Raw genomic sequence first — 15,582 nt, forward strand, 5'->3', positions numbered from 1 at the left:
CCGGTCGTTCGGCAGCCCCACCGCCCTACAGGGCGGCGGCGAGGGCGTCGGCGGTGCGCAGGGTGACGGCGGCCAGCTGGAGGGTGGGGTTGGACGTGCCACCGGTGGGGAACACGGCGGAGCCGACGACCCAGACGCCCGGGTGGTCGTGGGACTGACCGGACGGGTCGACCACGGAGTCCGCCGCGGCGGTCCCCATCCGCATGGTGCCCATCAGGTGGCCGGAGCCTTTGTACGTCCCGGCCGGGGCGGCGGGGGCGATCTCCGTGGCGCCGACGGTGCCTTCGAGGTACTGCCAGATCCGGTGGGCGACGCTGTGGCCGTAGGTGAGCGCGGCCTTGGAGTAGGCGTCGACCCGGTAGGCGATCTTCGGGCGGGGCAGGCCGAGGACGTCGCGCTTGTCGGAGAGCGTGACCCGGTTGTCCGGGTTGGGCAGCTGCTCTGTGGAGTAGCTGAACCGCAGCATCCGGGTGACCCGGTGGTTGACGGCCTCCTGGAGCTTCGCGCCGGTCAGCAGGATCTTCCGGGCGGCCTTGTCCCACATGAGGGCGTCGAGCGCGGCCTCCGGTGACTGGGTACGGCCCCAGCCGTCGTTGCCGATCGTCATCCGGAAGCCACCGGTGTCCTTGCGGAACAGGCCGTCCCGGAAGTTCTCGATGCCGAGCGTGCTCTGCGGACCGCGGAACGGGAAGACCGGCTCGGCGAGCAGGCCCACCACCTCGTCGGTGGGGTGGTCCATCAGGTTGCGGCCGACCTGGTCGCTGGTGTTCCGCAGGCCCGAGATCAGCCAGAGCCTGGGGATCTCGACCGCGTTGAGGGCCAGCACCAGCTGCCGGGTGGTGACGCTCTGCTCGGCGAGGTCGGCGGTGGTCCAGTCCTTGAACACGACGGTGGAGGAGCCGTCCTGCTGGGGCACCACCTTGGTCACCACGCACGCGGGTTTGAGGTCGACGCCGAGCGCGACCGCCTTGCCGACGTGGTGCCCGGCGTCGTACTTGGCCCCGGACGGGCAGATCGGCAGGCAGCTGGAGTTGCCCTGGCAGGAGCTGCGCCCCTGGTACTCCCGGGAGTTGCGGGCCTGCGGGGTCGTGATCGGGACCACGTCGACGTTGTCGATCGGCGGCATGCCGGCCAGCGCCTCGCGGACGACCAGGTCCCCGTAGCTCGGGGCGATGGCCGGCATCGGGAAGTCGGCGCTGCGCCGGGTCAGGGACGCCCACTCGGCGTCGTCGCCCGAAACGCCCAACTCCTGTTCGGCCCGGACGAGGTAGGGCTCCAACTCGTCGTAGTCGAAGGGCCAGTCCACTCCGCGACCGTAGACGGTGTTCAGCCGGAAGTCGTTGGCGAGCCAGCGGGGGGTGTTGCCGCGCCAGGCCCAGGTGCTGCCGCCGGTCATGCGCTGGAAGCCGCTCTTGAACAGGTCGGTGGTTCCGCTCTGGTCGTAGTACTGGTTCATCACGACCGGATTGCTGACACCGTCCTGGGAGGGGGCGAAGCCGTCCTTGTTGTTCAGCAGATCGGCGTAGGGCGTCGGGACGCCCTTGCCGGGGGAGAGCTGGTAGGCCTCGACGAACGCGGCCCGCTGCGTCGCGTCGAGGCCGTTGTTCCCGGCGTCCAGGATCAGGACGCGGGCGCCGGGTTTCGCGGCCTTCACGGTGCAGGCGGTGAGCGCCCCGGCGACGCCGGCGCCCACCACGACCAGGTCGAAATCGAAGTCCATGGGGTCGGTTCCTCGCTCGCTCAGGGGTGCTGGGTCCAGTGGCCGTACCCGCTGGGCTGGGGCGGCTGCGGTGCGGCGGAGCCCGGGTGGGCCTCGATCACGCTCCAGATCAGGCCGGAGCGCCACTGTGCGGAGGTGCCGGGGGGATCCGGCGTCTCGTCCGGGTGGGGGAACAGCCCGGTGTACCAGACCGTGATCACGGCGCGCGCGGTGAGCGCGAGCGCGGCGTCGGCGTCCAGGGTGTCCTGGAGGTCCTTGCCCGGGTCCGGCGCGCCCGTCGCGGTGGTCCAGGCGGTGAGCAGGCGGGGGAGATCGGGGGGGTAGGCGGTGAGGACGCGTTGCTGGAAGGCGTCGGAGAGCCGGGCGTCGAGCGGGGCCGTACCGGTGAGGTGTTCGGAGAGGCCGCGGAAGTCGGCAGTGGGTGGCATGGTGGGCGTCCTCCCGTTCACTTCTCGAGGAAGACGATGTCCTCGATGGCGGGGCGCAGCTTGACGGTGTTGCCGATGACGTCGACGACGTGCTGCAGGCCCTTGGTCGTGAACCTCGGGTCGGAGAAGAAGTACTCGTCGTCCTTGCCGGCCAGGAAGGCGGGGAAGGCGTCGAGGGAGGGGCCGAAGAGCCGCAGGTAGTCGGCCAGGCTGCGGAACAGCTTCGGCAGGATGACCAACTGGTCGGTGAGGCTGCCCAGGTCCTCGATCACGGCGCCGGTGTGGGTGACGTCGTTGGCCCAGACGCTGTCGGGCGCCTTCATGGCCCGTGCCTGTCGGGCGGTGGCGGCCATGTCGAGGCGCAGTTCCTCCGGCAGGTTCGAGAAGAACGTCGGGTAGACCAGGCCACGGGACAGCAGTTCGTGGTTGGCGGTCTGGTGCAGCATCGGGACGGTGACCATGACCGACGTTCCGCTCGCGGCGTCCGGGTCCGGCGTGCCCCTGCCGACCAACGCGACGCAGCGGCCGAATTTGTCGGCGCCGCTGGCGAGGATGTACCCGGAGACGGTCTCCGGGGTGGCGGAGGTGACCTTCTCGTCCCCTCCCCGCTGGACGTCGGTGAAGCCCAGCCAGGCCAGCAGGACATCCCGGGCGGCGTGGGCGCCCAGGTCGAGCGGCTGGTGGGCGAACTCGGGACCGACGCCCTGGTAGTGCGTCTCCAGGGCGTCGATCCCGTCCAGCCGCAAGCTGGCGCCACCGTCCTTCACCTTGACCCCGCCGGGGACCTTGGACCAGAGGGTGAGGTCGTCGGGGAGGAAGCGGATGGTGTCGCCGTCCGGTTCGAAGCCCTTGATCAGGTAGCTGCCCTTGATGAGGATCATCGGCATGATGTCGCCTCTCGTAGTCGAGTCGCGACCCATTGTGAGGTGATTCGTCGGCAAACCATGGAAGTGTCCCGTCGGCGAGTTGGCAGGCGGCCGGCGCGCCCGAACCGGACTCGCTGCCGGTAGCCCCACCCGTGCCGTCCACCGACCGGTGGACGGCAGGTTCGACCGGCCGGGCGTGACGGTCGCCGCCCCCGGCCGACCCGCTCCCGTCGTAGGCGGTCGTTCCGGAGAGCCGGCCGAAGTCGGCGGCTGAGGAAGCGGTGCGGCCCGGCGGGCGAGGGGCTTTCGGGCAGAGTTCGGTGCCCTTTGGGGTACGGCCGTCCTTGCGGGGCGAGCCGGGTGGGATCCTGGGCCGTGAGTGTGCGGTGGCCACCGTGGCGACCCGGCCACGTCGTCGCCACCCGGGGTCAGGAGCGGCAGTGCGAGCACAGGAACGCGACGACCAGCGGGACGGACTGCAGGCGGCGCAGCGTACGGCTGCGTCCAAGCGGCCGGCGGGAGAGATTCCGGCAACCGGGCGGAGCCTGCTCGCGCTCCAGGCCTCGGTCGGGAACGCCGCCGTCGTGCAGATGATGCGCCGGGGCGGGGTGCTGCACGCCGGGCACCTCGCACAGGGGGATTCGGCACGGTTCGCGGTGCAGCGCTCCACCGTGTTCGAGGTCCTGCGGACCGGCGGTCGGCCGCTCGACGGTGCGACCCGCACCGAGATGGAGAACCGCTTCGGCGCCGACTTCTCCGACGTCCGGATCCATGACGACAGCGCCGCCAAGGCCTCCGCCGCCGAGGTCGGCGCCAGTGCGTACACCAGCGGCCACCATGTGGTGCTCGGTGACGGTGGCGGCGACAAGCACACCCTGGCCCACGAGTTGACGCACGTCATCCAGCAGCGCCGGGGTCCGGTCGCGGGCACGGACAACGGCGCGGGCCTGCGGGTGTCCGACCCCTCCGACCGCTTCGAACGCGAAGCCGAGGCCAACGCCCGGCGGGTGATGGCGGGGAGCGGGATGGCCACGGTGGCGCTGGCCCCGGCGGTGCCGGCCCCCGAACGGGGGAGCCGGCCCTCGGAGGCCCTGCCGATCGCCCGTCTGATGAGCGTGGAGGCCTTCAAGCAGCGGAGCTCTGTGAAGAAGAGCATCCGTCCCGGTGCGCTGAAGAAGCTGGACGCGGCGCTGGAGCGGTTCCACGCGATTCCGGAACAGCAGTTCTCCGTCCGCTCGCAGCAACTGGAGGCGATCGTCCAACTGTGCCTCAAGGCCCAGGAGGAACTGAAGGACGGCCCGCGCAAGAACGCGACCTTCGATCTCATGAACGAGGCGGCCACCGAGAAGAACGGGATGGCCCTGGACGTCGCCGTCGAGACCGCCATGCGCCAGGCCCGGCAGGAGCAGCCCATCTACGACTGCCTGGAGCGCTACCAGCGGCGCGACGACGAGTCCGGCGGGTTCGTCCACCTCATGGAGGCGAACGACCTGCTCGCGAGGCACGCGGCGACGCCGGACGGCAAGGACCTCGGAGTTCTCAGCGCCCTGGTCCAGGACCTCATGAGCCGGGCGGTCCACGCGCTGACCCCGGAGCAGAAGGCCTACCTCGTCCGCCGGGACCTGGCGCGGATCGAGGCGCTGCGCGACACGCTGACGGACGGCACCCTGAAGCGGATCCTGACCGAGGTGCTGACCGGCACGGACCAGGTCAACTTCGAGGCCGGTGGCGCGGGTGCCAAGCTCGGCGGGCCGGCGGGGCAGGCCTACACGGTCAAGCACGGGCTCACCCAGCCGGACGGGACCGTCGAGCGCACGGGGTCGCTGGTCCACGAGCTCACGCACGTCGCCACGCACCGGACGTACGGGAACTCGGCGGTCATGCTGATGCTCCCGCTGAGCATGAGCGAGGCGGAGGCCATCGCCCTGGCCAAGCACCGGACGGCCCGGATCGGCGAACTCGAAGCACTGCTCGCCCGGGAGAGCGCCACCATCCCGGAATCGCACACCGCACTGATCAGGAACAAGCTGAACTACGCCAAGGGCGACAAGCTCTCGACGTACGTCGCCAACTTCAGGGCCAAACTGACGGCCGACGGCGACTACGAGCGGCTCTCGCAGCTGGCGAGCCGGATCCCGGAGGGCAGCAGCACGCTCGTCGAGTACGACACGGTACTCAACCAGCTGCTGGTGATGATGCACGAGTGGGGCACGGGGCCGGAGTCGGCGTTCCGCAACCGGGTGGAGGCGCTGGCCCAGGAGCGGTACGAGCACCGACAGGCCGGTTCCACCGAGCCCGCCCCGGCCGCGACCGTCTGACCTGTGCCGGCCGGCGCCGCCCCCACCACCGGGCCGACACCGCGGGGTCGACGGCGAAGGTCATCACAGTACGTACAGCGTTGAACACGGGCCCACCTCCGGAGAGTTCTGGTTCCACACGGCCTGGAACGTGACGTCCGGGCGTCATACCGTCCGGTAGCCCACCGATTTCCGCAACGGCTTGACGTCACGCTGCGAGGCGGGCCCGGCGGGCAGCGCGCCGCCGGTAGGCCCGGGATCGGCACTTCCCCGAGCAGAACCGCATGTCGATCCGATGGATCGCCCCGGCTGTCAGCGGACGCGGCAGACGGATCTGATCAACATTTCGGGATCGCCCAGCGTGACTGATCATCAGGTCGATCTTTGAACAGTAGTGCTATGTGATCAGACGTTGAAGCTGCTGCTCCCGCAGCTGTCCGGCCTGGTGGTCGAGGAGGTCCGCGTCGCGGAGACGGGGCTGCGGATCACTGCTCGTTCGGCCTCCGAGCAGGCATGTTGCCCGGGGTGCGGTGCCGGCTCGGCCCGGGTGCACGACCGCTACCGGCGGCGGATCGCCGACCTGGCCGTCGGCGGCCGTGCCGCGACGATCGCCCTGTCGGTACGCCGGTTCCGCTGCGAGGCGCCCGGTTGTCCGCGCCGGACGTTCGCCGAGCAGGTCGAAGGTCTGACGTTCCGTTACGGCCGTCGCAGCCTGCTCCAGCGCGAGGTGCTGGAAGCGGTCGCGCTCGCACTCGCCGGCCGTGCCGGGAGCCGACTCGCCGAGCACCTGCACTGCCGGGCCGGCGCGAACACCCTGCTCAACCTCATACGCACGCTGCCCGACCCGCCGCTCCAGCGGGCGCCGCGGGTCCTCGGCGTCGACGACTTCGCCCTCAAGCGCGGCCACGTCTACGCCACCGTCCTCATCGACATCGAGGCCCGCCGCCCCATCGACGTGCTGCCCGACCGCACCGCCGAGACCCTGGCCGACTGGCTGCGCAAGCATCCCGGCGCCGAGATCGTGTGCCGCGACCGGGCCAGCGCCTACGCCGAGGCCGTCCGCACCGCCGCACCGGACGCGGTGCAAGTGGCAGACCGCTTTCACTTGTGGAAGAACCTCGCCGAGACGGTCGAGAAGTGCGTGATCGCCCACCGCGCCTGCCTGAAGAACCCGGACGACCAGGCCCAGAACCCCGCCCCTGCCCCTGAACCGCAGGTGCAGCTCCCGGACGGCAGGCGGGCCAGCACGACCCGTGAACGCTTCGCCACCGTAAAGGAGTTGTACGGCAAGGGTGTGGGCATCGGCCGGATCGCGGAGCTGCTCGGCCTGGACCGCAAGACCGTCCGCAAGTACGCTCACGTCCCCGCGGTCGAGGAACTGCTGGTCCCATCCAGGCAGGGTGGCCGCGCGCTCGCCCCGTGGGTCGGCTATCTGAACCAGCGGTGGAACGACGGCTGCACGGACAGCGGACTGCTCTTCCGCGAGATCCAGGCCCTGGGCTACCGGGGCAGCAACCGCAGCGTCCGACGCTGGCTGGAGCCGTTCCGTTCCTCGCCCGCACCGGCACCCAGGCTGCCGACCACGCTGACCGTCCGACAGGCCGCCGGCTGGCTCACCCGCCACCCCGACGCCCTGACCAGCGACGAAGCCCTCCGGCTCAAGCACCTCCTGGCCCGCTGCCCCGAACTGGCCACCGCCGCCGAACGGGTGCGCGACTTCGCCCGGATGATGAAGAACCTCGACGGTGAGCACCTACCCGAGTGGATCGAGCAGACCGAGGCCACCGACCTGCCGCCCCTGCGCAACTTCGCCCGCCACCTGCGCCAGGACCTCGACGCCGTGACCGCCGGCCTCACCCTGCGCTGGAACAGCGGCCCGGTCGAGGGTCACGTCAACCGGATCAAATACCTCAAAAGGCAAGGATATGGACGTGCCAGCTTCCCGTTGCTGCGTCGCCGGATACTCCTGACGACCTAAGCCAGTCACGCTGGGCGATCCCGAAATGTTGATCAGATCCGATCAGCTTTCCGCCACCGGGGAGATCCCACTGTCCCTTGACACCCGGCGAAGGTGATGACGCCGCAGCCCGGGCCTGGAGGTAGGCGGTCCAGTCGGTCGCGGCCCGGGAGCGATCGCGTGAGGGTGAGGTGATGAGGTTGAGGCCGAGCATGGGGGCGAGGACGGCCGGGGGCATGTCCTGCGCGAGCTGCACGAGAGCGGCGGCCCGGGCGGCTGGGGATGCCGTGGGCGGTGAGGCGTCGCACGAGTGCGCCGCCGGGGTCGGTGAGAAGCGCGGACAGCAGCGGACCGTCCGGTGCGGTGGTCAGGCGTCGGCCGGCTCGGGTTCCGCGTCCTGGCTTTCGTCGCTCGCCGAGGCTGCTGTCGGGGAGGGGAAGGTGAGCTTCGCCATGCGTGCGGAGATGTCCTTCCGGCCCTTCAGCGCGGCCTGCACATCGCGTTTGGGGATCCCGGCCGTTTCCGCGAGTTCCTCGATGTCGCCGTCGAAGAGCGGCACGGCCTTTTCCAGCTCTCTGGCGAGCTCTCCCTGGGCCAGCTCGACGCGCTCCTTGGCCCTGTCGATCGCGGTCAGGGCGGAGGTCTGGCGGGTCTGCCGCTGCCGGAGGTTCTCGCGTTCCTGATCCTGGCGCTGCTTCAGGGCGGCGCGCCGGTCGATCATCTGCTCGTTCCTGCGTGAGGTCATGGCGCGATCCTGGCGTCCCACCGTGCCCGAGTACAGCACCTTCGGGTGAGCCGCCCCGCGTCGTCGCTCGGCAGAAGGAATACGCGGTCCGGAAGTGCCCGATCACGAGCAGATCGGAAGGTGACGGAGGGACAACCAGGAGGGGAGAGAGGCGATCGACGAAGAGCAGCGGACACGGACGAGATGCCGAAGCGAGAGCGGACGGGCAACTAGCCTGATCAAGAACAGCACACCTCTTGCTATCCGCCGTTGATCCCGAAGGAGTGCGCCAGGTGCCCTGCTCCGTCGGCCGCCCGGGAGACCGGTACGTCGCCGGCGCTGCGGTGCGTCGGGACGGTGCCGGGGCCGGCCGGTGATCACCCTTCACCCGATCAGTGCGGGCAGCGGCATCGACTATTTGCTCTCCACCGTCGCCGGCGACGATGTGAGGACCGGTGCGCGGTCGCTGGCGGCCCACTGGGAGGGTGGCGGGGACACCCCCGGCGTGTGGCTCGGGGCGCAGGCGGCCGAGCTCGGCATCGCCGGCCGGCGGGTCACCCAGGAGGCCGCCGACGCCCTGTTCAAGGACGCCCTGAGTCCGGTCGACGGGAGCCCGCTCGGCCGGCGCTGGAGCCGTTACCCGAGCGCCGAGGAGCTGTACGAGCGGTACGCCGCCGCCGAGCCGCGGGCCACCGAGGAGCGGCTGCTCCAGTTGCGGGCGAAGGCCGAGACGGAGGGCAACCGGACCGCCCGGTGCGGGTGGGAGATGGTGTTCTCCCCGGTGAAGAGCTTCAGCGTGCTGTGGGGGTGCGCCGACGACGAGGAGCGGGCCCGGCTGGAGGCCGTCGAGGAGCGCGCCTTCCGGCGGATCTTCGAACGTGTCGAGCGCGAGGCGTGCATCACCCGGACCGGCCCGACGCCCGCCTCCCAGGTGCAGGTCCGTGCCAAGGGTTTCATCGCCTGCGTGTTCGTCCACCGCAGCAGCCGGGCGGCCGATCCGGCGTATCACCGGCACCTGGCGATCAGCAGCAAGGTGCGGGTGGAGGACGGCCGCTGGCTGGCCCTGGACGCGCGCCATCTGCACCGGATCGCGGTCGCCCTCTCGGAGGCCTACACCGCGGAGCTGGAGCGCGAGATGCATGCCGAGTTCGGCGTCCGCGCCGGGGCGCGCCAGGACAGCATCCGGCCCGCGAAGCGACCGGTGCGCGAGTTCCTCGGGGTGTCCCTGGGCGCGGTGCGCGGGTTCTCCCAGCGCCGCGAGGCCACCGAGCGGGCCCTCACCGGGATGATCGCGGAGTTCACGGCCCGGGAGGGCCGTGCGCCCGAGCGCGCCGAGCAGTACAAGCTGGCCCAGGCCGCCACTCTCCGGTCCCGTCCGGCGAAGACCGCGACCACCGTCGACGGCGAGCGCCGGCAGTGGCGCCGCCGCGCCAAGGCGTACGGCATCAGGCGTCCCGACAAGCTGCTGCGGGCCGCCGCCCGTACCTGCGCCACCCACCCCGCCCCGGGCCCCGACCCGATGGTCGTTCCGAGGGCGATCGACGCGGTGCTCGCCGAGCTGGAGAGCCATCGCGCGACCTGGACGCGCGCCAACGTCGAGGCCGAGGCGTGCCGTCGGCTCACCGCGGTCGGCGCCCACCTGCGCGAGGACTACCACCGGGTCCTCGTCCGGGTCGTCGACGGCGTCCTCAGCCCCGTCCGGTGCGAGCTGCTGACCCCGCCCGACGCGGTCCCCCTGCCCGCCCGGTACGCCCGCTCCGACGACCGTCCGTCGCTGTTCGCCGAGATCGGATCCCGGGTGTGGACCTCCCACGGCATCCGGGCCGCCGAGCGGGGCCTTGCCGAGGCGTCCACGACCCCCGTGCCGGTGCACCGCCTGACGGCCGAGCAGGTCGACCGGGTGCTCGCGGCCGGCGAGAGCGGGCGTGGCTTCGCTCCCTCCGACGAGCAGCGCGAGGCGGTCCGCCGGATCTTCGGAGCGGACACCCGGGCCACGTGGGTGGTCGGCCCCGCCGGCACCGGCAAGACCACGATCATGCGTCTGGTGCGGGAGGTCGCGGATGCCCATCGGATCCCCGTCATCGGGCTGGCCGGCGGCCAGGTCCAGGCCGACCTGCTCGCCGCCGAGGCGGGCATCCGGGCGGAGAACATCGCCAGGTGGCGGACCATGTCCGAGCGGTACGGGCGGGGCCTGCGCCACTGGACGCTCCAGAGCGGCACGATCGTCATCGTCGACGAGTCCGGGCAGGCCTCCACCCCCGATCTCGCCGCGCTGCTCGGCCAGGTCCGGCAGGCCGGCGGGCGGCTGCTGCCGATCGGCGACCCGCGCCAGCTCGGCTCGCCCGGAGCGGGCGGCGCGCTCGCCGACATCGAGGAGAGCGTCCCCGACGCCGTCGTCCGCCTCACCGAGGTCCGCCGTTTCCGCGACCCGGGCGGCACGGTCCGCCAGTGGGAGGTCGACGCGGCCCGCCGGCTGTCCGTCGGCGATGCCGGCGCCGCCTTCGACGCGTACGACCTGCGCGGGCGCATCCACTGCGGCCCGGCCGCCCCGGTCATGCGCCGGCTCTTCGAGGACTGGCGGCGGGACGTCGAGGACGGCCTGACCTCCGTCATGATCGCCGCCACCGGCGCTGCCGTCGCCGAGCTGTCCCGCCTCGCCCGTGAGGACCGCATCGCCCGCGGCCTGGTGGACGACCGGCGCACGGCCGACCTCGGCGCCCGCGGGCGCGCCGGCGCCGGCGACATCGTGGTCACCCGGGTGAACGACCGCCGCCTCGCCACCGTCGACCGGCGCCAGTGGGTGCGCAACGGCGACACCTGGACCGTCGAGGCCGTCGGCGCCGACGGCTCCCTGACCGTGCGCCACCAGCGGACCCGCCGCACCGTCACCCTGCCCCCGGCCTACGTCGCCGACGCCGTCGACCTCGGCTACGCGATCACCTCCGCGCGCTGCCAGGGCGTCACCGTCGACGTCGGCCGCGCCCTGCTCGACACCGGCTGGAACCGCAACGGCGTCTACCCGGCCCTCACCCGCGGCCGCTACGGCAACCACGCCTACCTGATCACCCAGGAGCCCCCCGACGGGGACAGCGGCGAACCCGGCCACCCGCGCACCGCCCGCGAGATCTGGCACGCCGTCGTCGAACGGGACGGCACCCGGCTCTCCGCGAGCGCCACCGCCCGCCGCCAGGAGGAGCAGGCCCAGTCCCTCGCGATCTCCACCAGCCGCCTCGTCCACGTCCTCGACGAACTCAACGCCGAAGCCGCGCAGCAGGCGATCGCCGCACTGCTCGGCGGCCGCGCCGCCTCCCGCCTGGCCGCCGCCGAGGCCTGGCCCGCCCTGCGCGCCCGCTGCGCGCGCCTGGCCGACGACGGCCACGACACCGACCGGCTCCTGCGCGCCGCCTGGGCGGACGATCGGGGCAACGAGACCGACCACCGCACCGGCCGGCCGCTGCGTGACCTGGCCGCCATCGTGGTCGCCCGCCTCGACGCCCTGGTCGAACACCGCGGTGAGCGCTTCCGCCTGCCCGAGGGCGCGCCCCGCCCCGCGACCGCCCCGACCTACTGGGACCCGCCCTGCGCCCGGCCCGGCGCCGCGCTGTTGGAGGCGATGGGCCTGGTGCTGCCCGACGCCGACCCCGGCGACCGGCGCGTCACCCTCGCCCACGACCTCGCCGCCCACGCCACCGTCCGGGCGGAACGCCTCGCCGCCCGCGCCCGCGCGAACGCCCACACCGGCACCGGCTGGGCGGCCGCCTACGGGCCCGAACCCGCCGATGCCGACCGGGCCCGCCCGTGGGCCGACCGGATCGCGGCCGCCGCTGCCTGGCGCGACCTGGCCGGCTTCCGCGCCACCCGGGCCACCGGTGACGCCCCCGCCGCCGCGCGTACCGAGCAGCGCGGCCTGTGGCGTGCCGCCCAGCTCCTGCCCGACGAGCAGCAGCACGCCGCCGAACTCGCCGCCACCGGCCCCACCTGGCTCGACGTGCTCGGCCCCGCACCCGCCCCGGCCCACCCCCACCGCGCGCTCTGGGACAGAGCGGCGGCGCTCGTCGCCGCCTACCGCGACCTGTGGGACCACGGACACGAGAAGCAGGCGCTCGGGGACCGTCCCGAGGAGCCGATCCAGGCCGCGGACCACGACCTCGCCCAGCAGGCGATCACCGCCTGGCGCAACCGTCCGGCCCCGACCGTCGTCGACGAGGAGCAACGACGGCGGGCCACCGCACGCGGACGGGCCGCCCGCGTCGAAGCGGCCGAGGCCGCCGACGCGCTGGCCGCCGTCCACGCGGTCCGGCGCCTGGCCGCCCGCGCCCGGCAACTGGCCGACGACGACCAGGTCCGCGCCGAGGCCGCCCGCCGGACGGCCGCCACCGACGACCAGCGCGCCCGCGCGTCCGCCCTGCAGACCCGGGCGGACGCGCACACCGTCCTGGCCGGCCGGGCCGCCGACGCGCTCGCCGCCGCCGAACGGCGACTGGCCCGCACCGCCCCCAACGGTCTGCGGGCCAGGGCCGACGCCGACCGCGGCCGGGCCGCCGAACGGCTTCGCGCGCGGCCGCCCGCCGTGCGTCCCGCCGTGCGTCCCGACGGGCGGCGCCCTGTCCAGGCCGGCGTTCCGGCCTGGCGGGAACGCCCGTTCGGCGGCTGGTCGGACGCCGAACTCGACGCGGCCCTGCGGACGGTCCTCGACCGCGCCGCGCGCCTGGACCGGGCCGTGGCCGACGCCGAGGACCGTGCCGCCCGCGCCGAGGCCCGGATGCTCGCCGGCGGCCGCATCGACCAGCAGGTCCGGGCGCTCGTCGACCGTGTCACCGGCCACGGCCGGCTGCGCGCGGCCGACGCCGCACTCGCCGACCTGACCCGGCGCCGGGCCCGCCTGGCCGCCGAACTCGCCGCCGCCGACCCGTCCGGCCGTCCCGCGCTCCGGGATGGGGAGCGCGAAGACCTCGTCGAGCTGCAGCGCACCCGGCAGGCGGAGTTCGAGGCCCTGCTCCAGGCCGAGCACCACCACCGGATCGTCCGCGCCCAGGCGCTCGCCGACATCGGCGACCTCGCCGGCGTCGACGCCGCACTGGACCTGTGGGCACGGATCGGCGGCCGCGCCGAGACCTACCGCGACCACCTGCGCCGAATCGTGGACCAGGACGCCCGGCACCACCACCGCACCGCCCGCGAGTACCGCGACCGGGCCGGCCGCCTTCGCCTGCGGGTCGACGCCCTGCGTGACGAACAGCGGGCGCGTACGGCGATGCCGGTCGACGAGCGCGGACGCGAGGCGGCCGAACGCCTGCCCGCCGTCCAGCGGCGCCGGGCCGAGAAGCGGGAGACCGTCGTGCGCCGGCAGGCCGGGCTGGGTGGTCCGCAGACGGTGCACCGATGCCGCGAACGCCTGCCCCGCGACGGTGTCCCGTCCTTGTACCGGCCGTAGTGGCTTTGTCCACGAGAAGCGGTTCCGGCTCGTTCCGGAGGTGAGCCAGAACCACTTCATGTGACCGCAGCCACGGTCAGGAGCGCGTAGGAGCGACCACCCCACGTACGAGGTCTCATCGGCCCCGACAGCACCCTGGACGCGACGGCCCAGCTGATCCTCACCGCCGCCGCCCTGACACGGCGCCGCCCGGGGTGACGCCGCACGTCAGCGGGGCCACGACCTGGCGGGACCGACCGCTCGCGGCCGCCCGGGCGTGAGCGGTCCCGCAGCCCTGGCGTCAACGGCCGGACCGGAAGACCGGAATCACCGACGGATCCGGGGCTGGGACACGAGCGAGCCGGGGGTCACAGGACCGGGGGACGCCCCGCCCGGGTCAGGCGCCACACCGTGGCCCACGAGATTGGCCGGCGCTCGCCGTGCCCGCCGCGCAGCCCCTCCCGCAGCCCGGCGAACCAGGTGCGCAACGCGGTGCGGTCGCGCCGCATGCGGATCGCCGTGATGACGATCCAGGACGTGATGTAGATCGGGACGAGCGGTACGGGCAGGCGACGGTAGGCGACCCAGACCCGGTTGCGGGCGACCAGGCGCAGGTAGAGGGCGTGGCGGGCGGGGTCGCTGGCGGGGTGGTGGACGATGATCTCCGGGGCGTAGAAGCCGGTGCGGCCCTGGTCCCAGATCCTCATCGCGAGGTCGAAGCCCTCGTGGTACAGGAAGAAACGGCCCGGCCAGTGCCCGGCACGCTCGAAGTCCGCCCGGCGGATCAGCACGACGCCCTCGGCCATCGCGGTGACGGTGCCGGGCCGGCTCGGATCGCCGGCCCGCAGCCGGGGCACCCAGCGGCGCACGGTGACGCCGGTGTCGGGGTCGGCGATGCGCGGCTGGATATAGGCGGCCTCGGGGTGGCGGCGGGCCTGCTCGACGAGCCGGGCCAGGACATCGCGCTCGGGCAGGATGGCGTCGTTGTCGAAGAAGAAGAGGAACTCCGCCTCGTCGGGCCCGGCGAGGCGGTCGGCTCCGACGTTGCGGCCCTCGGGGATCCCGAGGTTCTCCGGCACGGTGACGACGGTGACGCCGTCGGGCACGTAGTCCGGTTCGCAGCCGTTGCCGACGATGACCACGCGCAGGTCGACCCCCTCCTGGGCGAGGAGCGAGGCCATCGCCCGCGGGAACTCCTCGGGGCGATCGTTCATGGTGAGGACCACCGCGTCGACGGTGGGCTTCGGGCTGCTGGTCATGCGGCTCCGGGGCATGGACGGCGGATCGGATGCGATGCTCGATCAGATCGCACGGGTCGGTGGCCTCCTGCGCGGCGGTCCGGTGGGTGCCGTTGGGAACGACGGGCCGGCCGTGCCAGGGGGCGAGGTGGCACAGGCGGGTGGCGATGTGCTCGGTGAACTCGCCGTACTCCTGCGCGTCCCGGGTCAGGACCCCCGCGCGGCGGAGCACCGCGTCCGGGCAGCCCGCGGCCAGGTACCAGGCGATCAGGTCCGGCCTCGGGGCGTCGATCAGGACGGTCAGGCCCTGGCGGCGCACCGGGGCGGCGTGCGCCCGGTCTCCGGTCGGCCGGGCGCGATCGAGGCGGCGAGCTGCCGCCTCGATGTCGGCGGCCAGCAGGCCGTGGCGGGCGTACAGGCGCGCCTTGGCCGCGCTCTCGCGGTGGAGCGCGTCGTGGTCCAGGCCGGAAAGGGACAAGCTCACGAGAAGGACAGCGACAGAAGGACGACTCAGGAGGCGGACGGGTCGATCTCCCCCGCAAAGACGATGACCTGGTCGATGAGGCTCCGCCGCAGATGGACGACGTCCGTTCCCGCCAGGCGGGGGCCTCCATCCGGCATGGTGAAGACCCACTGGTACCGGGCCCACTCGTCGGGCATGTCCACCGCTGAGCAGCGCGCCATCGTGCCGGTCCCCGCCGGGTGGCGCCGGATGTCCAGCACGAACTGCTCGACCGCCGCGATTCCTTCGCTGCGGCCCAACGGCCCCCAGAAGACCACGTCCGAGGTCAGGGCCTGGGAGAGCAGGGCAGTCACATAGCTGTCGTCCGAGGCGTTGAACGCGGAGATGAACGTGTCGATCGCGGAGCGTGCCGTCTCTTCCTGCATGCCCCAGTAATACCAGCCGTTGCGCGTGCGCTCGTCCCGTTCGCCGCCTTC

9 protein-coding genes are annotated in these 15,582 nt (G+C 73.1%); 3 read left to right on the forward strand and 6 right to left on the reverse strand.

Annotated elements, in window-relative coordinates; translation table 11 throughout:
• Positions 1–25 precede the first annotated feature (25 nt).
• Genes ACWGKU_RS26900 through ACWGKU_RS26910 form a run of 3 tightly spaced genes read right to left on the reverse strand, consistent with a single transcriptional unit; the run spans position 26 to position 3,035 of the window.
• Positions 26–1,720, reverse strand: coding sequence for a GMC family oxidoreductase (locus ACWGKU_RS26900; protein ID WP_331768772.1), 1,695 nt, complete (start codon positions 1,718–1,720; stop codon positions 26–28).
• Between the two features lie 20 nt (positions 1,721–1,740).
• Positions 1,741–2,148 carry a sugar dehydrogenase complex small subunit gene (locus tag ACWGKU_RS26905; protein WP_421813760.1) on the reverse strand — a complete coding sequence of 136 codons (408 nt, stop codon included), beginning with the start codon at positions 2,146–2,148 and terminating at the stop codon, positions 1,741–1,743.
• Between the two features lie 17 nt (positions 2,149–2,165).
• Complete coding sequence (locus ACWGKU_RS26910) at positions 2,166–3,035, reverse strand: nuclease (RefSeq protein ID WP_401048084.1); 870 nt, start codon at positions 3,033–3,035, stop codon at positions 2,166–2,168.
• 419 nt (positions 3,036–3,454) lie between these two features.
• Between ACWGKU_RS26910 and ACWGKU_RS26915 the strand changes: the two genes are divergently transcribed.
• Positions 3,455–5,332, forward strand: coding sequence for an eCIS core domain-containing protein (locus tag ACWGKU_RS26915; protein WP_401048086.1), 1,878 nt, complete (start codon positions 3,455–3,457; stop codon positions 5,330–5,332).
• A gap of 391 nt (positions 5,333–5,723) precedes the next feature.
• Positions 5,724–7,289: an ISL3 family transposase gene (locus ACWGKU_RS26920; protein WP_331768769.1), complete on the forward strand. Its 1,566-nt coding sequence runs from the start codon at positions 5,724–5,726 to the stop codon at positions 7,287–7,289.
• Between the two features lie 346 nt (positions 7,290–7,635).
• Here ACWGKU_RS26920 and ACWGKU_RS26925 read toward each other — a convergent pair whose 3' ends face one another.
• On the reverse strand, positions 7,636–8,013 hold the full coding sequence (locus ACWGKU_RS26925; protein ID WP_331768768.1) for a hypothetical protein: 378 nt from the start codon (positions 8,011–8,013) through the stop codon (positions 7,636–7,638).
• 352 nt (positions 8,014–8,365) lie between these two features.
• On the opposite strand from ACWGKU_RS26925, the gene mobF reads away from it, so the two are divergent.
• A complete protein-coding gene (gene mobF / locus ACWGKU_RS26930; RefSeq protein WP_331768767.1) occupies positions 8,366–13,426 on the forward strand; it encodes a MobF family relaxase in 5,061 nt (1,686 codons plus the stop codon).
• Positions 13,427–13,773: 347 nt separating this feature from the next.
• On the opposite strand, the gene ACWGKU_RS26935 is transcribed toward mobF, so the two are convergent.
• A complete protein-coding gene (locus ACWGKU_RS26935) occupies positions 13,774–14,664 on the reverse strand; it encodes a glycosyltransferase family 2 protein (RefSeq protein WP_331768766.1) in 891 nt (296 codons plus the stop codon).
• 489 nt (positions 14,665–15,153) lie between these two features.
• Positions 15,154–15,531 (reverse strand): nuclear transport factor 2 family protein, encoded by a 378-nt coding sequence (locus ACWGKU_RS26940; protein ID WP_331768765.1) that lies wholly within the window; start codon positions 15,529–15,531, stop codon positions 15,154–15,156.
• Positions 15,532–15,582: the final 51 nt, after the last annotated feature.

The organism is Kitasatospora sp. NPDC054768, assembly GCF_053612025.1.